This is a genomic window from Streptomyces sp. NPDC048297, assembly GCF_043201585.1.
Classification (GTDB): Bacteria; Actinomycetota; Actinomycetes; order Streptomycetales; family Streptomycetaceae; genus Streptomyces.
Genome location: NZ_JBICZA010000040.1, coordinates 20,395 through 43,009, shown reverse-complemented (window position 1 = coordinate 43,009; position 22,615 = coordinate 20,395). Strand labels below are relative to the sequence as shown.

Sequence of the window (22,615 nt, the reverse complement as noted above, 5' to 3'; positions counted from 1 at the left end):
TCGTGGACATGATCCGGCTCACCATCACCCGGCGAGGAAAGGCGCGAGGCGTTGCACAGCGAGCAGCCCAGCAGAGCAGCAGGCGGACTACGGACAGGCGTCCTGGGGACGTTCGACTCCGTCGTCATGGCCGTCGCGGGCTGCGCACCGGCGTACACGGTCGTGGCGATGGTTCCGGCGCTCATCGCGGCGGTCGGCTCGGCGGCCCCGGCCGTCCTCCTGCTGTGCGCGCTCCCGACCGTCGGCATCGCGCTGGCGTTCCGGCACCTGGGACGCCTCGACGTCAACTGCGGCGCCACGTACTCCTGGGTCGCCCGGACCCTGCACCCCGTCCTGGGCTTCCTCAGCGGGTGGGCGGTGATCGTCGCCACCACCGTCTTCATGATCTCGTCGACCGAGCCGGCGGGCGCGGCCACGTTGTCGCTGGTGAGTGAGAACCTGGCCCGGAACGAGGGGATCGCCACGGCGGTCGGCCTCGGCTGGTTCCTGCTGGTCGCGGCGCTGGTCGCCCTCGGCGCCCGGATCGGTGCGCGGGCCCGCTCCGTCGCGGTCGGCCTCCAGTTGGCCCTGTTGCTGGTCGTGGCCGTGGCCGCGCTGGCCCGGGGCGGCCACGCGGACGCCCTCTCCCTCACCTGGCCCGATTTCGGGCACCTCGACAACCCGCACGGCTTCACCGCCGGGGCACTGATCGCGGGAGCGCTGTTCTGGGGCTGGGACGTGACGGCCAACCTCAGCGAGGAGACCCGTCGTGGGCGCGGGGGCTCCGGACTCGGCGGACTGATCGGCCTGTTGGTGACCGCGGCCACCTACCTCCTGATGACGGTCGGTGCCACGATGGTGCTCGGTCCGCGGGCCGGCGCACAGGGCGGCGACTTCCTGCGCGCGTTCGGCGACGCCGCCCTCCCGGGGGTCGGTGGCGACCTGCTCGTCCTCGCGGTGCTGCTGTCCACGGTGGCGACCCTGGAGACGACGCTGCTGCAGGCGACCCGCACCCTGTTCGCGATGGGCCGCGACCGCACGGTCCCGTCCTTCCTGGGTCGTCTCCACGCCGGGCGGCAGACCCCCGTGGTGTCCACGCTGGTGGTCGCCTGCCTCGCCGTCCTGGTGCTCGGGCTGATCGCGTTCGTGGGCAGGGGGTTCGGCATCCTCGCCCTGGCGCTCGTCTCCATCGGGCTGCTGATCTGCTTCTACTACGCCCTGGCCGGCCTCGCCGTCGTCGTGGCCTTCCGCAGCGTGGTGTTCCGCTCCCTCGGCAACCTGCTCTTCCTCGGCCTCTGGCCGCTGGCCGGGGCGGCGTTCAACATCTGGCTCTTCGCGGTGTCCGTCCCCGTGCTCGACGCCACCGAACTGTCCATCGGCCTGGGTGCGTTGGCCCTGGGACTCGTCCCGGTGACCGTCGCCCGGCTGCGCGGCGGCAGTTCCTACTTCCGTCCGCGGCCACTGAATCCGAAGGACGCGGACGCGCTCGACGCGCACCTCGCCGAGGCCGCCCCGTTCGTCCCGGCCGCAGAGCGCCGCGACGGCATCCTGTCGGACTTCTGAACCACCCAGGGTCGGACTTGTGAACCACCCCGGCGGGGAAGGGGACTTCCGACCCGGCCGTCAGGAACTCAGGAACTCAGGAACACCATCGAGAACAGAGGGGGACCGTGCCATGGCGACCTGGCTGCGCCGCGGCCGGCCGGCACCGGACTTCGACCCGGCGTTCGGCGACCGAGCGCTCGCCGAGGGCCGGCAGGACATGCTGCTGGGACGCTGGGAGGGCGCCCGCGATCTGCTGGCCCGCACCCCGGGCGACTGGGACCGTCGCGCCCACCGCATCCGGCTGCTCGCGGACGCGGCTGCCGACCGGCGCACCGTGGACCTGTGGCAGGCGTCCGAGCCGCGCGATCCGGACGCCGCCGTGCTGCGGGCCGAGACCGAGGTGATGCGGATGTTCGCCGCCGCGCGCGCCGGACAGGATCCGGGCGCCGAGCCGCTCGACCGGACCGCCCTGCTGTGCCGGCGAGCGGCCGAACTGGCACCAGCCGACCCCTATCCGTGGGTCTCGCTGATCGCTCTGGGCAGGCTCTACCCCGGGGGCCACGCGCACATGAACGACTGGTGGAAGGAACTGCGCGCCCGGGATCCCCACCACCGGGAGGGGCATCACCAGGCGCTGCGGTACCTGTCCGCGCGCTGGCACGGCTCCTACGGGGCGGCGCTCAACTTCGCCTGGGACGCCGTCGCTTCCGCGCCGCCCGGGTCGCCGCTCGCCGTCCTTCCGCATGTGGCGAGGGCCGAGCAGTACCGGCACCGCGCCGCGACGGAGGGCCGCTCCGCGCTCGGCCTGGCCCAGCACTGGAACGACGACGGGGCCCGCCGGGACCTTCTGGTGACGCTGGACAAGTGGATCACCCGCCGCACCGTCGCCGGCGCCCAGGACACCGCCGACCTCAACCACCTCGCCCACGGCCTGGTCCAGGCCGGGATGACCGACCATGTCGGCCGCGTCTTCCGGCTCCTGGACAACCGGGCCACCGAGATGCCGTGGTCCTGCAGCGGCGACGCGGAACAGCTCTACGTCCGCTGGCGCGACCGGACGGCCTAGACATCGGGGGTCGGGGGTCGGGAATCAGAGGCGCGGGGCTCAGGGGCCGGGACTCAGGGGCCGGGGCTCAGGGTCCGGGGCTCAGGGTCCGGTCAGGGCTTCTGGCAGGTGGGGCACCAGAAGAGGTTGCGGGCGGCGAGGTCGGCCGTGCGGATCCCGGTGCCGCAGACGTGGCAGGGCTGGGTGGCCCGGCGGTAGACGTAGACCTCGCCGCCGTGGTCGTCCACACGCGGCGGGCGGCCCATCGCCTCCGGGGTGTGCTCGGGGCGGACGGTGTCGATACGGCCCAGCCGGACGCCCTCGCGCATCAGCTCCGCCAGGTCGGCCCAGACGGCGTCCCACTCGCCGGGCGTGATGTCCCTGCCGGTGCGGTACGGGTCGATGCCGCGGCGGAAGAGGACCTCGGCGCGGTAGACGTTGCCGACGCCGGCGATGATCTTCTGGTCCATCAGCAGGGCGGCGACCGTCGTACGGCTGCGGCTCACGCGGGCGTAGGCGGCGGCCGGGTCGGCGTCCTCGCGCAGCGGGTCGGGGCCGAGGCGGTCGTGTATCGCCTGCTTCTCGGTGGGGGTGATCAGCGCGCAGGTGGTGGGGCCGCGCAGGTCCACGTACGACGTCGCGTCCGCGAGGCGCAGGCGGACGGTGTCGGTCGGCGGCGGCGCGGGGGCGGGGCCGAAATTCACCTTGCCGAAGAGGCCGAGGTGGATGTGGATCCAGTCGCTGTCGCGGAAGCCGAGGAACAGGTGCTTGCCGTGGGCCTCGGTCCGGGTCAGCTCGGCGCGGTCCAGGAGGGCCGCGGCGTCGGAGAACTTGCCCTGCGGGCTGCTGAGTCGGGGCATGGTGCCCTGGAAGCGCTCCGCGTAGTCCTGCGCCAGACGATGGATCGTGTGCCCTTCCGGCACGGCTGAGCTGTCCTTTCCTGCCGAGACGCCGAGACGCCGATACGGCTGAGACACCGGGACGACGCCAACACGGCTGAGACGCCGAGACACCCCGGGGACGGGGCCCCGGGGTGGCCGGGTGGCGGCCGGTGTTACTGCTGGGGGTGGTGGGCCGGGATGGGCGGGAGGTCACCGGTGGTCTCGTAGGCCGTGAGCATGTCGATGCGGCGGATGTGGCGCTCGTCACCGGAGAACGGCGTGTTGAGGAAGGTCTCGACGAACTTCGTCGCCTCCTCGGTGGTGTGCATGCGCGCCCCCACGGCCACCACGTTGGCGTTGTTGTGCTGCCGGCCGAGCGAGGCGGTCTCCTCGCTCCAGGCGAGGGCGGCCCGCACCCCCTTCACCTTGTTCGCGGCGATCTGCTCCCCGTTGCCGGAGCCGCCGATCACGATGCCGAGGGCGTCGGAGTCCGCCGCGGTGCGCTCGGCCGCGCGCAGGCAGAAGGGCGGGTAGTCGTCCTGGGCGTCGTAGATGTGGGGCCCGCAGTCGACGGGCTCGTGCCCCGCCGCCTTGAGCCATTCGACGAGGTGGTTCTTGAGTTCGAAGCCCGCATGGTCGGAGCCGAGATACACGCGCATGGGACGAGTGTGACACGGCCGTTGCGGGGCGGCAGCCCGGGGTGTCGGCCCGAAGTCGACCCCGGAAATGTGAGTCCGGCCATAGAACCTCAAGGGAACCTCAAGTAACGATACGGATTCGGAGGTTCCCGAATTCATTCGCCTCCGATTCACTGGACCGGCTCGTACACCGCTCGTACGAGTCCTCCGTACGCACGCCGCACAACGGCACCCCCCGTACGGGAAACGGCCCACCGGCGCAAAGGAATTCCGTCCATGACCCCTGGTTCCGGACTTCACGCAGGCCTCAAGAACCGTCACCTCACGATGATCGCCATCGGCGGTGTGATCGGTGCCGGACTCTTCGTCGGCTCCAGCTCGGGCATCGCCACGGCGGGCCCCGGCATCCTGCTGTCCTACGCCCTCGTCGGCACCCTCGTCGTCCTCGTGATGCGGATGCTCGGCGAGATGTCCGCCGCGAACCCGACCTCCGGCTCCTTCTCCGCGCACGCCGACCGTGCCCTCGGACGCTGGGCCGGGTTCTCCATCGGCTGGTTGTACTGGTTCTTCTGGGTCGTCGTGCTCGCCGTCGAGGCGACCGCCGGCGCCAAGATCCTCGAAGGCTGGATCCCGGCCGTCCCGCAGTGGGGCTGGGCCCTGATCGTGATGACCGTCCTGACGGCCACGAACCTCGTCTCCGTCGGCTCCTACGGCGAGTTCGAGTTCTGGTTCGCCGGCATCAAGGTCGTGGCGATCGGCGCCTTCATCGTCGTCGGCGCGCTGGCGGTGTTCGGCGTGCTGCCGGGCGCCCACACCGACCAGGCGAGCTTCTCCAACCTCACCTCGCACGGCGGCTTCCTGCCGCACGGCCCCGGCTCGATCCTGACCGGCGTGCTGCTGGTCGTCTTCTCCTTCATGGGCAGCGAGATCGCCACCCTGGCGGCCGGCGAGTCGGAGAACCCGCAGCGTGCGGTGACGAAGTCCACCAACAGCATCATCTGGCGCATCGGCGTCTTCTACCTGGGCTCGATCCTGATCGTCGTCTCCCTGGTGCCGTGGAACGACCCCTCCATCAAGGACAAGGGCTCCTACGTCGCGGCCCTGGACTCCCTCGGTATCGCGCACGCCGGCGAGATCATGAACTTCATCGTGCTGACGTCGGTGCTGTCCTGCCTCAACTCCGGTCTGTACACCGCCTCCCGCATGGCCTTCTCGCTCGGCCGGCGCGGCGACGCGCCCAAGGCCTTCGCCCGCACCACCTCGCGGGGTGTGCCGATGGCGGCGATCCTCTCGTCGGTCGTCTTCGGTTTCGTGGCGGTCTTCTTCAACTACGAGTTCCCGGACTCGGTCTTCCTCTTCCTGCTGAACTCCTCGGGCGCGGTCGCCCTGTTCGTGTGGCTGGTCATCTGCTTCTCGCAGCTGCGGCTGCGGAAGATCATCCAGCGTGAGGCGCCGGAGAAGCTCGTCGTGAAGATGTGGCTGTACCCGTACCTGACCTGGGCGACGGCCGCCATGATCGTGTTCGTCCTCGGTTACATGCTGACCGACACCGAGGGTGCGAGCAGCGGCCGTACGACCGTGCTGCTGTCGCTGGGCGTGGCGGCGCTGGTGCTGGTGATCGCCTTCGTGAAGCAGAGGCTGACGGCGGACCGGGCTCCGGAGACGGCCGCGGTCGAGACGTCCGAGAAGGTCCCGACGGCCTGACCGGCCCCTCCTCCCCTCCCGCCCCTCTATTCCCTTCATACGCAACAGAACGGCCGCCCGGCCCGACGGAACGGAATCCGTCGGGCCGGGCGGCCGTCGTCGTACGCAGGGCGTCGCGCCCGCGGTGTCAGCGCTTGTCGCCGGCGAGCTTCCAGGCGGCGGGCAGCAGGCCCATCGCCAGGGCGGCCTTGAGGGCGTCGCCGATGAGGAACGGGGTGAGGCCCGCGGCGACGGCCTGGGAGGCGGACAGGTGGGCCGCCAGGGCCAGGTAGGGCACGCCGACGGCGTAGATGATCGCCTCGCCGAGGATCATCGTGCCCGCCATGCGCAGCGGGGAGCGGTCGGCGCCGCGGCGGGCCAGCGCACCCACGGCCACGGAGGCGAGCAGCATGCCGAGGACGTAGCCGAAGGAGACCGCGCCCGCGCCCGAGCCGCCCTCCGCGAACCACGGCACGCCCACCACGCCCGCGACCGCGTACAGGGCGAGGGAGAGGAAGCCGCGGCGGGCGCCGAGCGCGGTGCCCACGAGGAGCGCGGCGAAGGTCTGGCCGGTCACCGGCACCGGGGAGCCGGGCACCGGCACCGACAGCTGCGCCGCGACACCGGTGAGCGCGGCACCGCCGAGCACGAGGGCGGCGTCGCGCACGCGGGACGCGGGGAGGAGGTCGGCGAGTACGGCGCCGGGGCGGACCGAGGCGGTGGCGGTGCTCATGGGGACTCCGCGGGTTGGCGGGCGGGTGGGAACACCGTGACGCTATACCGGCGTCCTGGAGCCGATCACCGTCAGCGCTCGACAAAGGCATGATCGGCCGCGTGATGGGATCCGGACAAAGGATGCCGTTGACACCGGGTACGGCGTGACGCTGGTCACTGTGGTGATGTGGCCCGGAGTACGCCGGTCCGGCCGTCCCGCATGTAGGGATCCACCAAAGACGCCACGGACCCGCACGCGTACCCACGCACGCGCACCCCCACTCGCACGCGCACGCGCCTCACGCACCCACACCCACACCCACACCCGCACCCGCACCCGCACCCAGAGCCACATCGGCACCGGGAACCGCTTCAACACCCACCCCGGAAACCACACCGACCGGAACCCCCCGCTCCGTAACGGCCGTCTCACCCTGTGTTCACCCACCGTCCGGATACTGATCAGCCGATTCACCCGAGCGGACGCGCCACTCACACTGTGGGCGTTTTTGCCCGCCGATCGCACTGGACGAGCCGCTCCCATGCCCAGCACCACCTCCACGGAGACGCCCCCGAAGCAGGAGAGCGCCTCCCTGTCCCACGGCCTCAAGCAGCGCCACCTGTCGATGATCGCCCTCGGCGGAGTCATCGGCGCGGGCCTGTTCGTCGGATCCGGCGCGGGAATCGCCGCCGCCGGTCCGTCCATCGTGATCGCGTACACCCTCTCCGGCCTCCTGGTGATGCTGGTGATGCGGATGCTCGGCGAGATGTCGGCCGCCTACCCCTCCTCCGGCTCCTTCTCGGCGCACGCCGAGCGGGCGATCGGTCCCTGGGCGGGCTTCGCCGCCGGCTGGTCGTTCTGGGTGCTGCTGTGCACGGCCGTCGGCCTGGAGGGCATCGGCGCCGCGCACATCGTCAGCGGCTGGCTGCCCGGCACGCCCGAGTGGGCCTGGGTGGCGCTGTTCATGGTGGTGTTCTGCGGCACGAACCTGGCCGCGGTGAAGAACTTCGGCGAGTTCGAGTTCTGGTTCGCCGCGCTGAAGGTCGGCGCGATCAGCCTGTTCCTGATCCTCGGCGTGCTGGCCATCGCCGGCGTGCTGCCGGGCACGGACGCGCCGGGCGCCTCGAACCTGACGGACTTCATGCCGCACGGCACCCAGGGCCTGCTCGTCGGGCTGCTCGCCTCCGTCTTCGCCTACGGCGGTCTGGAGACGGTCACCATCGCGGCGGCCGAGTCCGAGGACCCGGTGCGCGGCGTGGCCTCGGCCGTGCGTACGGCGATGTGGCGGATCGCGCTGTTCTACATCGGCTCGATGGCGGTCGTGGTCACGCTCGTCCCGTGGAACGCCAAGGAGGTCGTGGAGAAGGGCCCGTACGTCGCCGCGCTCGACCACCTCGGCATCCCGGGCGCCGGCCAGCTGATGAACGTGGTCGTGCTGGTGGCCCTGCTGTCCGCGATGAACGCCAACATCTACGGTTCCTCGCGCATCGCCTACTCGCTGGTCGAGCGCGGGCAGGGTCCGAAGGCGCTGGCGAAGCTGTCCGGCGGGGTCCCGCGGACCGCGGTCCTCACCTCCTGCGTGCTCGGCTTCGTGTGCGTGACGCTCAGCCACTGGCGGCCGGACGACGTCTTCAAGTGGCTGCTGAACATGATCGGCGCGGTGATCCTGGTCGTCTGGATCTTCATCGCCGTCTCCCAGCTGCTGCTGCGCCACCGGATGGAGCGCGAGAGCCCGGACAAGCTGGTCATCCGGATGTGGGCCTTCCCGTGGCTGACCTGGGTCGCCCTGGCCGGCATGGCGACGATCTTCGTCCTGATGGCCCGGGAGGCGGACACCCGCGTCCAGTTGCTCTCCACCGGCGGGATGACGCTGTTCCTCGCCGCCGTCGGCTACGTCCGGCAGCGGGCGCGCGCCAGGCACTGACCCGGCCGCGGCCCCCGCCGCCCCTCGAAGGCCCCGGCCGCTCCTCGAAGGCCCCGACGCCTCCCTGACCGCCAACCGTCAGGGACACGTCGGGGCCTTTCTGTTGCCCGCTGCTTGTTGTTGCTAGCGTGTACCTGCAAGAGAGTTGCAATAAGCTCCCGAGGGGACCCACCCATGCCCGTCTACACGCTGCCCGACCTGCCCTACGACTACGCCGCGCTGGCTCCCGTGATCAGCCCCGAGATCATCGAGCTGCACCACGACAAGCACCACGCGGCGTACGTGAAGGGCGCCAACGACACGCTGGAGCAGCTCGCCGAGGCGCGGGACAAGGAGGTGTGGGGTTCGATCAACGGCCTGGAGAAGAACCTGGCCTTCCACCTCTCCGGGCACATCCTGCACAGCGTCTACTGGCAGAACATGACCGGTCCGAAGGACGGCGGCGGCGAGCCGCTGGCGCAGGACGGGGTGGGCGAGCTGGCGGAGGCGATCAAGGAGTCCTTCGGGTCCTTCGCCGCGTTCCGGACCCAGCTGTCCAAGGCCGCGGCCACGACCCAGGGGTCGGGCTGGGGCGTGCTGGCGTACGAGCCGCTGAGCGGCCGGCTGATCGTCGAGCAGGTCTACGACCACCAGGGCAACGTCGGCCAGGGCTCGACCCCGGTGCTGGTCTTCGACGCCTGGGAGCACGCCTTCTATCTCCAGTACCGCAACCAGAAGGTGGACTTCGTCGAGGCCATGTGGCAGGTCGTCAACTGGCAGGACGTGGCCCGCCGTTACGAGGCCGCCAAGGCGCGAGGGAACGCGCTGCTGCTCGCTCCCTGAGCACCCGGAACAGGGCTGCGGGCCCCGGAGCGCCCTGCTCCGAGCGGCGCCGCGCCCCGAGAGCGTCCTGCCTCGTGATCGTCTTCTCACCCTTCACGACGGCAGGCGGATGAACGGAAAGCCCCCGCGAGGACTCGCGGGGGCTTTCCCATGCGGCGACGCGGCGACCGGCGACGAGCGACCGGTGACCGGCGACCTAGAGGTTGCTGAAGTCGGGGCCCTTGGTGCGGGTCCGCTTGATCTCGTAGAAGCCCGGCACGGAGGCGACGGCGATCGTGCCGTCCCACAGGCGGGCCGCCTCCTCGCCCTTGGGGGCGGGGGTGACGACCGGGCCGAAGAAGGCGATCTGCTCGCCGTCGGGGCCGGGGACCGCGATGACCGGGGTGCCGACGTCCTGGCCGACCTTGTCGATGCCCTCCTTGTGGGAGGCGCGCAGCTCGGCGTCGAACTCGAAGTCCTCCTGCTCGGCATACTCGATCAGGTCGGCGGGCAGGCCGACGTCCGCGAGGGCGCCGGCGACGGCCTCCAGGGTGGGGCCCTCCTCGTTGTTGTGGATCCGGGTGCCGAGGGCGGTGTAGAGCGGGCCGAGGACGTCCTCGCCGTGCTTCTGCCAGGCGGCGGTGACCACGCGCACCGGCTGCCAGGCCTTGGTCGCGAGCATGTCCCGGTACTCCTCGGGCAGCTCGTCCAGCTTGTCCTCGTTGAGGACGGCGAGGCTCATGATGTGCCAGCGGACCTCGATGTCACGGACCTTCTCGACCTCCAGAACCCAGCGGGAGGTCATCCAGGCCCAGGGGCACAGCGGGTCGAACCAGAAGTCAACAGGTGTCTTGACCGACGTGGTCGTGGTCTGCGGCATGCTTCTCCTCGCGAAACGGTCTCCTACCCGTGCCAACGTCCCCCTCCACACCCCCATTCCCGGATGCCGCGCCCGATTCCCTGGTGTGCCGCGTCAGGGGCGCATGGCAGGATCGGTGCTGTTCCAAAGGTTCCGAGACGCCAAGCGACCACGAGGGAGTGCCGCCCGTGCCCGGTGAGAATCTGTCCCGCGACGAGGCCCGGGAGCGGGCCGCCCTGCTGTCCGTCGACGGGTACGACGTGGCGCTGGACCTGCGGTCCGCCGTCGGTGACGGTGACGGGGAGCCGCGCACCTTCCGCTCGGTGACCACGATCAGGTTCCGCTGCGACGAGCCGGGCGCGTCGAGCTTCGCCGACCTCATCGCCCCGGGCGTGACCGCGGTGTCGCTCAACGGCCAGGACCTCGACCCCAGCGAGGTCTTCGACGGCTCCCGGATCACCCTGGAGGACCTGGCCGCCGAGAACGAGCTGACCGTCGACGCCCGGTGCGCCTACTCCCGCACCGGCGAGGGCATGCACCGCTTCGTCGACCCCGAGGACGGCGAGGTCTACCTCTACACCCAGTACGAGCCGGCCGACGCCCGCCGTGTCTACGCGAACTTCGAGCAGCCGGACCTCAAGGCCCCCTACCGCTTCGAGGTGCGGGCGCCCGAGGGCTGGACGGTGTGGAGCAACGGCGCCGGTGAACTGACCGACGGGGTCTGGCGGTTCGCGGAGACGAAGCCGATCTCGACGTACATCACGTGCGTGGTGGCGGGGCCGTACCACTATGTGACCGACTCCTACACGCGCGTCTTCGAGGACGGCACGAAGCTGGAGATCCCGCTCGGCGCCCTGTGCCGCAAGGGTCTCGCGCCCTACTTCGACGCCGACGACGTCTTCCTGGTCACCAAGCAGGGCCTGGACTTCTTCCACGACCACTTCGACTACCCGTACCCGTTCGGGAAGTACGACCAGGCGTTCGTGCCCGAGTACAACCTGGGCGCGATGGAGAACCCGGGCCTGGTGACCTTCCGCGAGGAGTACATCTTCCGCGGCAAGGTGACGCAGGCGTCGTACGAGGCGCGGGCCAACGTCATCCTGCACGAGATGGCGCACATGTGGTTCGGCGACCTGGTCACCATGGAGTGGTGGGACGACCTGTGGCTGAAGGAGTCCTTCGCGGACTTCATGGGCACGTTCGCGAACGTCGGCGCGACCCGTTTCACGGACGCCTGGATCACCTTCGCCAACCGCCGCAAGGCCTGGGCCTACCGCGCCGACCAGCTGCCCTCCACGCACCCGATCACGGCGGACATCCGTGACCTCCAGGACGCCAAGCTGAACTTCGACGGCATCACGTACGCCAAGGGCGCCTCGGTGCTCAAGCAGCTGGTGGCGTACGTCGGCCAGGACGCGTTCCTGGAGGGCGCCCGCCGCTACTTCAAGCGCAACGCGTACGGCAACACGCGCCTGGGCGACCTGCTGTCGGTGCTCGGTGAGACCAGTGGCCGGGACATGACGGTGTGGGCGCGCTCCTGGCTGCAGACGGCCGGGGTGAACTCGCTGACCCCGCAGGTGCTGCTGGACGCCGGGAGCCGGGTGGCCGAGCTGGCGGTGGTGCAGGAGGCGCCGGAGTCGCACCCCGAGGAGCGGCCGCACCGGATCGCGGTGGGCCTGTACCGCCGCACTCCCGAGGGCGCGCTCGAGCGGTACGCGCGCGTGGAGACGGATGTCGAAGGTCCGCGGACCGTCGTCGCGGAGCTGGCCGGCGCCGAGGCCCCGGACCTGGTGCTGGTCAACGACGACGACCTGACGTACTGCAAGATCCGCTTCGACGAGACCTCGCTCGCGACCCTGCGCGAGCGCCTGGGCGCCCTGACCGACCCGCTGGCGCGTGCGCTGTGCTGGTCGGCGCTGTGGAACATGACCCGGGACGCGCTGCTGCCGGCGCGGGAGTTCGTGGACCTCGTGCTGCGGTTCGCGGGCCGGGAGTCGGACATCGGCGTGCTGCAGATGCTGCACGCGTGGGCGAACTCGGCGCTGGTGCACTACGCGGCGCCCGGGTGGCGGGCGGCCGGCGAGGAGCTGCTCGCGGAGGGCGCGCTGCGGGAGCTGCGGGCGGCCGAGCCCGCGAGCGAACACCAGCTGGCCTGGGCGCGGTTCTTCGCGGCGGTCGCCTCCGGCGCGTCCGACCTCGCGCTGCTGAAGGGTCTGCTGGACGGCGACGAGAGCGTCGAGGGTCTGGAGGTGGACCAGGAGCTGCGCTGGGCGTTCCTGGAGCCGCTGGCCGCGCACGGGGTGGCCGACGAGCAGGCGCTGGTGGCCGAACTGGCCCGCGACGACACCGCGTCGGGCAAGCGCCACCAGGTCCGGTGCCTGGCGGCACGGCCGTCGGCGGCGGTCAAGGCGCAGGCGTGGGCGCAGGTCGTGGAGTCCGACGCGCTGTCGAACGCGCTGGTCGAGGCGACCATCGCGGGCTTCGACCAGCCCTCGCAGCGGGACCTGACGGCGCCGTACGCCGAGAAGTACTTCGCGGCGATCGAGCGGGTGTGGCGGGAGCGGTCCATCCAGATCGGCATGGACGTCGTCCGGGGTCTGTTCCCCGGCTTCCAGGACCGGCGGGAGACGCTGGACGCGACGGACACGTGGCTGCGGGCGCACGCGGACGCGGCCCCGGCGCTGCGCCGGCTGGTGCTGGAGTCACGGGACGACCTGGCCCGTTCGCTGCGGGCACAGGCGTGCGACGCGGAGGCCGCGGACCACTGATCGTTGGCCTGAGCTTCCGCGGTCGGTGACCGTTACGAAATTCGGGCAACACGACCCGTAACCCCTGGTCCGCACCCGATCGGACCAGGGGTTTTCCGTCCCTACTCGGCACCCGAACACCCGTCCTTTAGTACTGCCTTGTCCGGATTCCTCGACGGCCGTGTAACAGCGGTTACAGAGGGGACGAGGCGAGGGAATCCCCGGGTCATGACGCACAACACCCCGCTCTCCCCCCGCCCCCTGCAGCAGCTCCCCGAGGTCCACCGCCGCGTTCTGTCGACCGCCCGGCTCCGCTCCCACGGCATCTCCACGGCCGAGCTGAACGAGCGGTGCCGGCCCGGCGGACCCTGGCAGTTGCTGCTGCCGAACGTGGTCCTCCTGCACCCCGGTCCCCCCACGGACGAGGAGCGGCTGCACGGGGCGCTGCTGTACGCGTCGCGCGAGTCCGCGCCGGGCGTCCCGGTCCAGCCGAGCGCACAGGACCCGCACCGGCCGGTCTACACCGAGGCGGTGATCACGGGCCTCGCGGCCCTCGCCCTGTACGGCTTCTCCTCCGCCCCGCCGCTGGAGTCCCTCGACCGCGTCGACGTCCTGGTCCCGCGGCAGCGCCGGCTGCGCTCCACGGGCTACGTCCGCGTCCTGCGCACCTCGGCCCTGCCCACCCCGTGCGCGGTGACGGGCCTGCCCGTGGCGCCGGTGCCGCGGGCGCTGGCGGACGCGGTGGCGGAACTGACGGACCCGGGCGTGGTGCGCCGGCTGCTGACCGAGGCGGTGCGCGGGCGCCACTGCGAACCGGCCGCGGTGGTCAGGGAGTTGACCGAGGCACAGCTGCTGACCTGCCCGCACGTGGTGGACGCGGTGGACCTGCTGCTGGCCGAGGGCCGGGCGAGGGCGGAGGAGCACCTGTACCGGATGGTCCGCGAGTACGGTCTGCCCGACCCGGTCTGGAACGTGGACCTGCGCCTGCCCGGCGGCCCGCACCTCGGCGGCCTGGACGCCTACTGGCCCGAGCAGGCCGTCGCGGTCGAACTGGACACGCGGGCCCCGCGCCAGGGCCCACGGGAGGACGACGACGCGGTGTGGTCGCAGTACGCGCGCAAGCGGGAGCACCTGGAGCGCCTGGGGATCACGGTCGTCCACATCACCCCCAAGAAGCTGCGGGACTCCCTGGAGCAGCAGGCGGCCGTGGTCCGTACGGCGCTGATGGCCTCCGGCGACCGTGATCCGGCCGCGTATGTCGTGGTGCTGCCCCGGTAGTGACGGTGCGGGGAAGCGCCAGGAGGGGAGGGGAGGGGCCGCCGGGCCGGGTCCGGCGGCCCCTCCTCGTGCCCGGCTCCCCCTGCCCGCGAAGTGGTCGGGGTGGCCTCATGAGCGGTGAGGCCGTCGAACCGCGTCCCGGAGCTACAGCGGTTCCGGCAGGCGTGTCGCCGCCAGGTGGACGCCGTCGAGGAGTGCGGCGTATGCGGCGATCATGCGGGTGCGGCTGAAGCGTTCGCGGCTCGCGGCGAGGGCCGGGGCGAGATCGGCGCGGCCGGCGACCGCCGCCGTCCAGGCCAGGGCGATGGCCTCCGGGTCCTGCGGGGTGACGAAACCGTGGCCCCGGACGATCTCCGCGCTGTCCCCCACGTCCGTCGACACGGGCACGGCGCCGCACATCATGCCCTCGATCAGGCACAGCGGCGCCGCCTCCCCGGAGACGGAGGTCAGGGCGACGACGTCGGAGCCGGCGTAGACGCTCTCCATGTCGCCGCGCACGCCGAGGAGGCGGATCCGCTCCGCGAGGTGCCGGTCCGCGCCGAAGGCGACCTCGATGTCGGCCCACAGGGCCGGGTTCGCCCCGGTCATGCCCGCGCCGCACATCAGGACCCGGCCCTCGGGCTCACGGGCGAGCCAGGCGCGGGCGGCGCGCAGGAGGAGCGGGACGTTCTTCATCGTGGCGTAGCGGGCCGCGAAGACCACGACCGGCGCCTGGGCCGGGATGTCCAGCGAGGCGCGGAACGCGAGGCGTGCCGCCGCGTCCGGGCGGAAGCGGAGCAGGTCCACTCCGTTGGGGATCACGTGCAGCACCTCGCCGGGGACGCCCGCCTCCTCGTACGCCGCCCGGGTCGACTCGGCGCAGCACACGCAGGCCACGACGGTGCCGTCGGCGATCGCCGCCTTCAGTTCGTCCAGGGCGGGGCCCTGGTTCTCGGGGTCGGAGCGGTGCAGGCAGACCACGACCGGGCGGCGCGGCAGGCCGCCCTGGTTCAGCAGGGCGAGCGGCTGTTCCTTGAGGGAGAGGATCACGTCCGCGGCGGCCATGGACCGTGCCGTTTCGGCCAGCTCGGGCCCGCTGAAAACCGACGCCGCCACCGAGCCGTCCACCAGGCCCGCGCTGCGCCCGAGGGACGTGACCCCGACACCCCCGGCCGTGAGGGACCGGTAGCAGGCGTCGTCCTCCATGCGCTGCCGCGTGGCCTCGCGGTGGACCTCACCGTGAATGCTGAGTACCTGGTGGGACTGGCCGCCCTCGGCCAGTCCCCGTACGACGTCGCTGTGCACGATCCGGGCTCCTCCGGAGAAGAAGCCCTCGTACACCGACAACACACGCAGTCCGTGCCTCGCGCGCACACGACCACCCGCCTTGCATAAATGATCGAGAAGATCGAGCCATCCCCGTGAACAGCGGGTTAGCCGATATAAGGCGATACGGACATTGCAGGCGCGTTAACGCGGGGCGACGTGCGTGAAACGTTGCCTGACAGAATTCCCCTTCGCCGACGGCCGCCGGGTCCGCGGCCCCGTCCGCGCGTTTCAGCGCTTCCCTCAGCGCTTCCGTCAGCGCTTCCGTCAGCGCTTCCTGAGGACCAGTTCCGTGTTCCGGTCGGACGGCTCGCCGGCCAGGGTCGTGATGGCGCCCGGGGCGTTGTAGGACAGCTCGCGGTAGAGGGCGGCGAGGCCGGTCTGGGTGAGGTCGGCGTAGTCGGTGCGGTGCGGGGCGGCGGACTCGATCAGGGTGGTGAACAGGGAGAGGGTGCCGTCCTTGTTGTCGGCGATCTCGATGACGCGGGCGAGCTGGGGGTAGTCGACGTGCGAGGCGGTGGAGATCTCCCAGAAGGACCGGCCGCCGGAGGCCTTGTGGGGGGTGATGACGTTCTTGTGGATGTGGCCGTTCACCCAGGCGAGGACATTGGCGTGGGCGGCGAGGACCGAGACGACCTCGGCGCCGTCGTGGCGGCGCTCCCCCGGGCGGGCCGGGTCGGGGCGGGTGTTGGTCATCGTCTTGCTGGTGTGGTGGCTGAAGACGATCGCGTAGGAGTCCTTGTTGTCCGCCAGCGTCTTCTTCAGCCAGTTCAGCTGGGCGGTGCCGATGGAGCCCTCGAAGTGGCCGCCGGAGTCGGTGGTGTCGATGCTGATGCCGACGACGTCGTCGGAGATGCGGAAGGCGTAGTACTCGGTGCCCGCGTCGAGGTTCGCCGAGGAGTAGCCGTGGCCGACCGGGCCGTGGCCCTGGTGGGCGGGGTCCAGGTGGGCCTTGAGGTAGTCGGCCCGGGTGTAGGGGGCCCGCTTCTCGTCCGGGGTGACCGCGCGCGTGGAGCGGGTGTGGGCCTTGAGGAAGTCGCGGTAGCCGACGCCCTTCGGGTCCGAGGCGTTCTTGATGGCGTCCCAGAGCTTCTTGGCCTCGGCCTCGGTGGCGCTCATGAGCTTCCTGCCGGCGATGGCCGCCTCGGCGAGGTAGGGGTCGCCGTGGGAGCCGTAGGTGCCGAGCGGGAGGGTGTCGTGGTTGCCGATGGTGGAGTACCAGGGCAGGTTGAGGCCGGGGCTGAGCACCTCACCGGTCGCGGCGGCCAGGAAGCCCTTCAGGTGCGGGAAGCCGAGCGTCTTGTCGCCGTCGCGGGCGGTGGAGCCGGGCTGCCAGTACAGCCCCAGCCCGCTGTTCTGCACGCCCTCGTAGTGCCTGGGGTCGCCGGTGTTGGGGGTGATACGGCCGCCGCTCATCACCTTCATGAACCACTCCAGCTCGGAGCAGGCGTTGTTGTCGGTGTTGTCGCCGGTGGTCATGACGAACTGCAGCGGGGCGCCGGTGACGGGGGCGCCGCGCAGCGCGTTGACCCGCTCGACGAGCGAGATGGCGCCGGGCACGGTGAGCGCCTCGTGCGGGCGCCAGGCGCGCGGCTCGTAGGCGCGCAGGTACTCCACGCGCAGCGGGTGCTGCACGTCCGTCAGGTGCAGGTCGGTGAACTGCACGAACGCGGCGAGGGCGGTACGGCGGCTCGATCGGTCGAACCGGGGCGAGGCCAGCTCGCTGCGCACGACCCGGCTCCAGCCGGGGCCGTCGCCGAGCCGGCGGTAGCCGGAGCCGCCCTGCGGAGCGGCGACGGAGGAGACCGTCGTGCCCTTGGTGTAGGGGACGAGCGGGGCGGCGGGATCGACCTTCCGGGAGGCGGCGACGGGCGCCTCGTCGGCGGGCGCGGCCTGGCTGCCGGCGGGCGCGGCCTGGCTTTCGGTGGGCCGCAGGACGTAGCCGACGCCCGCGGAGAGCGTGACCGCGCCGGCGGCGGCGAGGACGGTACGGCGGTGGACCCCCACAGCGGAGGTGGCGACAGAGCGTATGCGCGACATGGCGCGGTCTCCCCGGGTGCGAACGCGTCGGCAGTGGTCGCGGGCCGTCGCCTACGCGAACGTCCCGCTCTCTCTGGATCGTTGGCAGCGGGGGTGACCTGCGCGTGAACAAGGCGGCAACGCGCAGCGCCGATCACCGTACGTGGATCTCGGGTACCGGGCACGGTCATGGAGTGGATCGCGGGCGGCCCGGAGCCGGTCACTCCCCGTTCATCTCGCCGGGTAGGGGTGGGGCTCCGGGGCCACCAAGTCAGGCCTGGGGAGCGGCGGTTGGGTCGAGGTGTCCGGCGGCGGGCCGCTCCCGCCACAGCCGCAGGGCCGTGTCGACGAGCGGCACCCGGACCAGCCCGGACACGGCGTCGATGTCCTGCCATGCGGCGAAATCAGTCGATCCGTCGGTCTCGTACCGGAGTTCCCCGCCGGTGATCTCGCCCGCGTAGACGATCCGTACGGCGTGACGGTCCGCGCGGCGGCCGAAACGGCTGCCGAAGGGGCGGGTGCCGATGAGCCGGAGGGAGTCCACGCCGAGGAGGCCGGTCACCCGGACGCGGTAGCCCGTCTCCTCGGCCACCTCGCGGCGGACGGTGTCGTACGGGTCCTCGCCGTGCTCCATGCCGCCGCCCGGCAGCACCCACTCGGGGGTGCCGTCGGGTCCCGGCGAGCGGGCGAGCAGGAGCTGCCCTTCACGGACGCACACGGCGTAGGCCGCCACCCTCAACTTCCGTCGCATGGTCGGACGTTAGCGCGCGGGATCCGGATCGGCGGGCGAATATCCGAGCACGGGCCGGCGCGGCGGCGGGGGCGGCGGCGGGCGCCAGGGCCTCCGTGACGGTGATCCCGGGCTCGCGGTGTGGCTCGCGGGCAACGGGCTGGAGGTGCCTGGGGTCCGGCCCGGCCGGCCGTCGAAGGGGCCGCCGAGGAGCCGGAGTTCGTCGACCCGGCCGGGGTCCGGCGTAGCCGGACGCGCCGCGTGCGGCAACCGGGCCGAGGCGTCCGTCCGTCAAGGCGTTCCGTCATGACGCCCGCCCGAAGGGGACTCGAAGGGAAGCCAAGGGAAGCCAAGGGAAATCGAAGGGAAATCGAAGGCAAGTCGGACGGAGAGGGAAAGCTGAGCGACCCTCAGCAATTCTCGGGCGATTTCCGACCCGTTCGTCTCCAACCCGCGCAAATCCCATCGCGGGTTTTCCCCATGCGTCCATATCGATTCGGTCAACGGTCCCCAAAGTCCCGTTCCTTGGGTAAAGCTGTGCGCTCGTCCGGCAATGGACTCTTCACCTAGGGGATGCCGATGACCAACACCGCCGAGCGCGATCCCATATCCGGCCCGAGACGCCTGGCCCGCATAGCCGTGGCCGTGGGTGTGGTGGCCGCCCTCTCCGCGGCGGGGCCGATACCCATGGCCCTCGCCGCGGGCGCACCGCATGCCACGGCCGCCGACCCCGGCGCCAAGTCCGCCCACGACAAGCTCGGTTCGGACGACGCCGACCTGCTCACCAGGGCCAGGGCGAACGGCGACAAGAACGTCACGATGATGATCGCGACCGCGCCGGGGCAGACCGAACAGGTCGCCGGTGAACTGGACGCGGTCAAGGGCGGCTCGGTGGGCCGGACCTACGACAAGCTCGGCTACGTCCGCGCGACCGTCCCGACCGCCCAGGCGGACGCGGCCATCAAGGCCGCCGCGAAGCTGTCCTCGGTGCACGCGATCGACCTGCGCCAGGAGATCCAGCTCGACGACCCGACCCCGAGCGCGGACACCGCCCAGGGTGCCAAGTCCACCGGGTCCGCGGCAACGTACCCCGGTCCGGGCAAGGACACCCCGGCCCGCAACCCGTACAACCCGTCGTTCGAGACCGGTGCCGTCGACTTCGTCCGGGACCACCCGAAGGCGGACGGCCGCGGCGTCACCATCGGCATCCTCGACGCCGGCGTCGACCTCGGTCACCCGGCACTGCAGAAGACCACCACCGGCGAGCGGAAGATCGTCGACTGGGTGACCGCGACCGACCCGATCGTGGACGGCGACGCGACCTGGCGCCCCCAGGTGACCCCCGTCTCCGGGTCGAGCTTCAGCTACAGCGGCCGGACCTGGACCGCGCCCGCGGGTTCGTACCAGGTCAGCCTGTTCCGCGAGTCGTACACCGCCGGCGGTGACGCGGCGGGCGACGCGAACCGGGACGGCGACACCACCGACGTGTGGGGTCTGCTGTACGACCCGGCGGCCGGCACCGTCCGCGTCGACCTGAACAACAACTTCGACTTCACCGACGACACGCCGATGAAGCCGTACAAGGACGGCTACCAGATCGGCTACTTCGGCACCGACGACCCGGCCACCGACGTCGTCGAGCGCCAGCCGTTCGTCGTGCAGATCCACAAGGACGTGCCGATGGACCCGTACGGCGGGACCTGGGTCGGCAAGAAGGCGGACTTCGTCAACATCGGCGTCATCGAGTCCGAGCACGGCACGCACGTCGCCGGCATCACCGCCGCGAACGGCCTGTTCGGCGGGAAGATGAGCGGCGCCGCCCCCGGCGCGAAGATCGTCTCCTCCCGGGCCTGCACCTGGAGCGGCGGCTGCACCAACGTGGCCCTCACCGAGGGCATGATCGACCTGGTCGCGAACCGGGGCGTCGACATCGTCAACATGTCGATCGGCGGTCTGCCGGCGCTGAACGACGGCAACAACGCGCGCGCCGAGCTGTACACGCGGCTCATCGACACCTACGGCGTCCAGCTGGTCATCTCCGCGGGCAACTCCGGCCCCGGCGCCAACACCATCGGCGACCCGGGTCTCGCGGACAAGGTGATCTCCGTCGGCGCCGCCATCTCCAAGGAGACCTGGGCCTCGAACTACGGCTCGGCGGTGGAGCAGAAGTACGCGATGATGCCGTTCTCCTCGCGCGGCCCGCGTGAGGACGGCGGTTTCACGCCGACCCTGTCCGCGCCCGGCGCCTCGATCAACTCCACCCAGACCTGGCTGCCCGGCTCCCCCGTCCCCGAGGCGGGCTACTCCCTGCCGGCCGGCTACTCGATGCTCCAGGGCACCTCGATGGCCTCCCCGCAGGCCACCGGCGCCACCGCGCTGCTGCTGTCCGCCGCGAAGCAGAAGGGCATCGACCTGACGCCCGCCACGCTGCGCACGGCCCTCACCTCGACCGCGGACCACATCCCCGGTACGCAGGCGTACGAGGAGGGCGCGGGCCTGATCGACATCGTGGACGCGTGGGACGCCATCCGCGACGGCGCGAGCGCCCACGACTACACGGTGAAGGCCCCGGTCGACACCGCGATCGACTTCGCGCTGAAGACCCCTGGCTTCGGCACCGGCCTGTACGACCGCGAGGGCGGTCTGGAGGCGGGCCAGAAGAAGACGTACGACGTCACGATCACCCGTACGTCCGGCCCGGACAAGGCCGTGCGGCACGAGCTGAACCTCGTCAACAACGCCGCCGGCACCTTCCGGATCCTCGGCGACGACGTCGTGAGCCTGCCGCTGAACCGGCCGGTGACCGTCAAGGTCCAGGCGGCGCCGCGCTCGGCGGGCCTCAAGAGCGCGATCCTGGAGGTCGACGACCCGCGCACGGAGGGGATCGACAAGCAGATCCTCACCACCGTCGTGGTCGCCGCCCCGGTGCACTTCACCTGGTCCGCGTCGGGTTCGGTGCAGCGCAACAGCACCCGCTCGTACTTCCTGACCGTGCCCGAGGGCGCCAAGTCCCTTGAGGTCGCGATCGGCGGGCTGAAGGACAAGAGCCAGACCCGGTTCATCGCCATCCACCCGTACGGCACTCCGGTCGACAACTCCTCGACGCCGAACTGCTACAACAACTACTTCGACGGCAACGGCTGCAAGCCCGACGTGCGCTCGTACGCCGACCCGCAGCCCGGTGTCTGGGAGGTCGAGGTCGAGGCCCGTCGTACCTCGCCGCTGCTGGACAACCCGTACACGCTGGAGGCCACCGTGCTCGGCGCGGCCTTCGACCCGCAGACGGTGACCGTCCCCGAGGCCAAGGTCGGCACCCCGGCCACCGCCTCCTGGAAGGTGACGAACGGCTACGCGGCCCTCGACGGCAAGCTGGTCGGCGGCCCGCTCGGTTCCTCCAAGTCGGCCCGCCCGGCGATCACGGAGGGCGAGACGCAGACCACCACGGTCGACGTCCCGGCCGGTGCCAAGTCCCTGGACGTGGCCATCGGCGGTGTCTCCGACACGGCCGCCGACCTCGACCTGACCGTGTACGACGCGAACGGCACGCAGGTCGCCCGGTCCGCCGACGGCGACTCGGAGGAGGCGGTCTCCATCCCGAACCCGGCCGCCGGCACCTACACCGTCAAGGTCGTGGGCTACGCGGTCCCGTCCGGCTCGACCGACTACGACTACCAGGACGTGTTCTTCTCGTCCACGCTCGGCTCCGTCGCGGTCGACGGCTCGTCCGCGGTCAAGCTCGGCACCGGTGACTCGGCCACGGTGAGCGGCCAGGTCACCGCCGTCGCCGAGGCCCCGGCCGGCCGCGAGTTCTTCGGCCAGGTCCGGCTGGTGAACGCGCGCGGCACGGTCGCGGGCATCGGCAGCGTGAAGATCGAGAAGGTCACGCCGTAGCGGGGTGAGCGCTCACGCCGTGACGAGGTGAGCGAAGGCAGGTGAGGGGCGGGGGTAACGGGAGGAACGTCCGCCCCTCACGGCGTCGCGGTCGGCTCCTCCCGCCGCGCGCACGTGGCGGTGCGGGCCCCGGGCAGCGCCTCGGCGATCCAGGCCCGGCCGGCCGCCACCCGGGCATCGCCCACAGCCCACAGGCTCGCGCTGTCGCGGCCCCGACCGACCCCCACAAGCACGTGCTGCCCCGTACGCGGAGCAGGCCACGCACCGCCGTCGAGGACGAAGACGACCCGCTCCGGGCCGTGGGCCGGGCAGGTGAGGGGCGGGGGTTCCGGGAGGAACGTCCGCCCCTCACGGCGTCGCGGTCGGCTCCTCCCGCCGCGCGCACCTGGCGGTGCGGGCCCCGGGCAGCGCCTCGGCGATCCAGGCCCGGCCGGCCGCCACCCGAGCATCGCCCACAGCCCACAGGCTCGCGTTCTCGTGGCCCCGACCGACCCCCACAAGCACGTGCTGCCCCGTACGCGGAGCAGGCCACGCACCGCCGTCGAGGACGAAGACGACCCGCTCCGGGCCGTGGG

Annotated in this window: 15 protein-coding genes and 1 pseudogene; 8 read left to right on the top strand and 8 right to left on the bottom strand. The window is 71.6% G+C overall.

What is annotated here, in order from left to right:
* Positions 1–51: 51 nt before the first annotated feature.
* Positions 52–1,542 carry an APC family permease gene (locus tag ACGFYV_RS32445; RefSeq protein WP_393882090.1) on the top strand — a complete coding sequence of 497 codons (1,491 nt, stop codon included), beginning with the start codon at positions 52–54 and terminating at the stop codon, positions 1,540–1,542.
* Positions 1,543–1,654: 112 nt separating this feature from the next.
* Complete coding sequence (locus ACGFYV_RS32440) at positions 1,655–2,590, top strand: hypothetical protein (RefSeq protein WP_393882089.1); 936 nt, start codon at positions 1,655–1,657, stop codon at positions 2,588–2,590.
* A 92-nt stretch (positions 2,591–2,682) separates the two neighbouring features.
* Here the strand turns inward: ACGFYV_RS32440 and ACGFYV_RS32435 are convergent, their stop codons facing one another.
* Positions 2,683–3,492 carry an Fpg/Nei family DNA glycosylase gene (locus ACGFYV_RS32435; protein ID WP_393882088.1) on the bottom strand — a complete coding sequence of 270 codons (810 nt, stop codon included), beginning with the start codon at positions 3,490–3,492 and terminating at the stop codon, positions 2,683–2,685.
* 131 nt (positions 3,493–3,623) lie between these two features.
* Entirely contained in the window at positions 3,624–4,109 is a 486-nt protein-coding gene (locus ACGFYV_RS32430) for a ribose-5-phosphate isomerase (protein ID WP_393882087.1), read from the bottom strand.
* Positions 4,110–4,364: 255 nt separating this feature from the next.
* Between ACGFYV_RS32430 and ACGFYV_RS32425 the strand changes: the two genes are divergently transcribed.
* Positions 4,365–5,792 (top strand): amino acid permease, encoded by a 1,428-nt coding sequence (locus ACGFYV_RS32425; protein WP_393882086.1) that lies wholly within the window; start codon positions 4,365–4,367, stop codon positions 5,790–5,792.
* Positions 5,793–5,919: 127 nt separating this feature from the next.
* On the opposite strand, the gene ACGFYV_RS32420 is transcribed toward ACGFYV_RS32425, so the two are convergent.
* Positions 5,920–6,504, bottom strand: a complete 585-nt coding sequence (locus ACGFYV_RS32420) for a biotin transporter BioY (protein ID WP_393882085.1) — start codon at positions 6,502–6,504, stop codon at positions 5,920–5,922.
* Between the two features lie 523 nt (positions 6,505–7,027).
* Between ACGFYV_RS32420 and ACGFYV_RS32415 the strand changes: the two genes are divergently transcribed.
* Both ACGFYV_RS32415 and ACGFYV_RS32410 read left to right on the top strand, forming a co-directional pair.
* Positions 7,028–8,410, top strand: a complete 1,383-nt coding sequence (locus tag ACGFYV_RS32415) for an amino acid permease (RefSeq protein ID WP_393882084.1) — start codon at positions 7,028–7,030, stop codon at positions 8,408–8,410.
* Positions 8,411–8,584: 174 nt separating this feature from the next.
* Positions 8,585–9,232, top strand: a complete 648-nt coding sequence (locus ACGFYV_RS32410) for a superoxide dismutase (RefSeq protein WP_393882083.1) — start codon at positions 8,585–8,587, stop codon at positions 9,230–9,232.
* A 196-nt stretch (positions 9,233–9,428) separates the two neighbouring features.
* Here the strand turns inward: ACGFYV_RS32410 and ACGFYV_RS32405 are convergent, their stop codons facing one another.
* Positions 9,429–10,091: a DsbA family protein gene (locus tag ACGFYV_RS32405; protein ID WP_393882082.1), complete on the bottom strand. Its 663-nt coding sequence runs from the start codon at positions 10,089–10,091 to the stop codon at positions 9,429–9,431.
* A 167-nt stretch (positions 10,092–10,258) separates the two neighbouring features.
* On the opposite strand from ACGFYV_RS32405, the gene pepN reads away from it, so the two are divergent.
* Both pepN and ACGFYV_RS32395 read left to right on the top strand, forming a co-directional pair.
* Positions 10,259–12,838 (top strand): aminopeptidase N, encoded by a 2,580-nt coding sequence (gene pepN, locus ACGFYV_RS32400; protein WP_393882081.1) that lies wholly within the window; start codon positions 10,259–10,261, stop codon positions 12,836–12,838.
* Between the two features lie 207 nt (positions 12,839–13,045).
* On the top strand, positions 13,046–14,095 hold the full coding sequence (locus ACGFYV_RS32395; RefSeq protein ID WP_393882080.1) for a hypothetical protein: 1,050 nt from the start codon (positions 13,046–13,048) through the stop codon (positions 14,093–14,095).
* 144 nt (positions 14,096–14,239) lie between these two features.
* Here ACGFYV_RS32395 and ACGFYV_RS32390 read toward each other — a convergent pair whose 3' ends face one another.
* The 3 genes from ACGFYV_RS32390 to ACGFYV_RS32380 all read right to left on the bottom strand — a co-directional run bounded on the left by ACGFYV_RS32390 (position 14,240) and on the right by ACGFYV_RS32380 (position 18,170).
* Positions 14,240–15,424 (bottom strand): glycosyltransferase, encoded by a 1,185-nt coding sequence (locus tag ACGFYV_RS32390; protein ID WP_393882104.1) that lies wholly within the window; start codon positions 15,422–15,424, stop codon positions 14,240–14,242.
* 243 nt (positions 15,425–15,667) lie between these two features.
* Positions 15,668–17,440 carry a TIGR03767 family metallophosphoesterase gene (locus ACGFYV_RS32385; protein ID WP_393882079.1) on the bottom strand — a complete coding sequence of 591 codons (1,773 nt, stop codon included), beginning with the start codon at positions 17,438–17,440 and terminating at the stop codon, positions 15,668–15,670.
* A 250-nt stretch (positions 17,441–17,690) separates the two neighbouring features.
* On the bottom strand, positions 17,691–18,170 hold the full coding sequence (locus ACGFYV_RS32380) for an NUDIX hydrolase (protein ID WP_393882078.1): 480 nt from the start codon (positions 18,168–18,170) through the stop codon (positions 17,691–17,693).
* A gap of 558 nt (positions 18,171–18,728) precedes the next feature.
* On the opposite strand from ACGFYV_RS32380, the gene ACGFYV_RS32375 reads away from it, so the two are divergent.
* Positions 18,729–22,040, top strand: coding sequence for a S8 family serine peptidase (locus ACGFYV_RS32375; RefSeq protein ID WP_393882077.1), 3,312 nt, complete (start codon positions 18,729–18,731; stop codon positions 22,038–22,040).
* Between the two features lie 348 nt (positions 22,041–22,388).
* Here ACGFYV_RS32375 and ACGFYV_RS32370 read toward each other — a convergent pair.
* A pseudogene (locus tag ACGFYV_RS32370) lies at positions 22,389–22,615 on the bottom strand (hypothetical protein); the annotation flags it as partial.

Excerpts from the sequence above, each read along its gene's own strand:
- ACGFYV_RS32410 (WP_393882083.1), top strand. The coding sequence starts at position 8,585 with ATGCCCGTCTACACGCTGCCCGACCTGCCCTACGACTACGCCGCGCTG.
- ACGFYV_RS32415 (WP_393882084.1), top strand. The coding sequence starts at position 7,028 with ATGCCCAGCACCACCTCCACGGAGACGCCCCCGAAGCAGGAGAGCGCC.
- ACGFYV_RS32395 (WP_393882080.1), top strand. The coding sequence starts at position 13,046 with ATGACGCACAACACCCCGCTCTCCCCCCGCCCCCTGCAGCAGCTCCCC.
- ACGFYV_RS32375 (WP_393882077.1), top strand. The coding sequence starts at position 18,729 with ATGACCAACACCGCCGAGCGCGATCCCATATCCGGCCCGAGACGCCTG.
- ACGFYV_RS32430 (WP_393882087.1), bottom strand. The coding sequence starts at position 4,109 with ATGCGCGTGTATCTCGGCTCCGACCATGCGGGCTTCGAACTCAAGAAC.
- ACGFYV_RS32440 (WP_393882089.1), top strand. The coding sequence starts at position 1,655 with ATGGCGACCTGGCTGCGCCGCGGCCGGCCGGCACCGGACTTCGACCCG.
- ACGFYV_RS32405 (WP_393882082.1), bottom strand. The coding sequence starts at position 10,091 with ATGCCGCAGACCACGACCACGTCGGTCAAGACACCTGTTGACTTCTGG.
- ACGFYV_RS32385 (WP_393882079.1), bottom strand. The coding sequence starts at position 17,440 with ATGTCGCGCATACGCTCTGTCGCCACCTCCGCTGTGGGGGTCCACCGC.
- ACGFYV_RS32420 (WP_393882085.1), bottom strand. The coding sequence starts at position 6,504 with ATGAGCACCGCCACCGCCTCGGTCCGCCCCGGCGCCGTACTCGCCGAC.
- ACGFYV_RS32425 (WP_393882086.1), top strand. The coding sequence starts at position 4,365 with ATGACCCCTGGTTCCGGACTTCACGCAGGCCTCAAGAACCGTCACCTC.
- ACGFYV_RS32380 (WP_393882078.1), bottom strand. The coding sequence starts at position 18,170 with ATGCGACGGAAGTTGAGGGTGGCGGCCTACGCCGTGTGCGTCCGTGAA.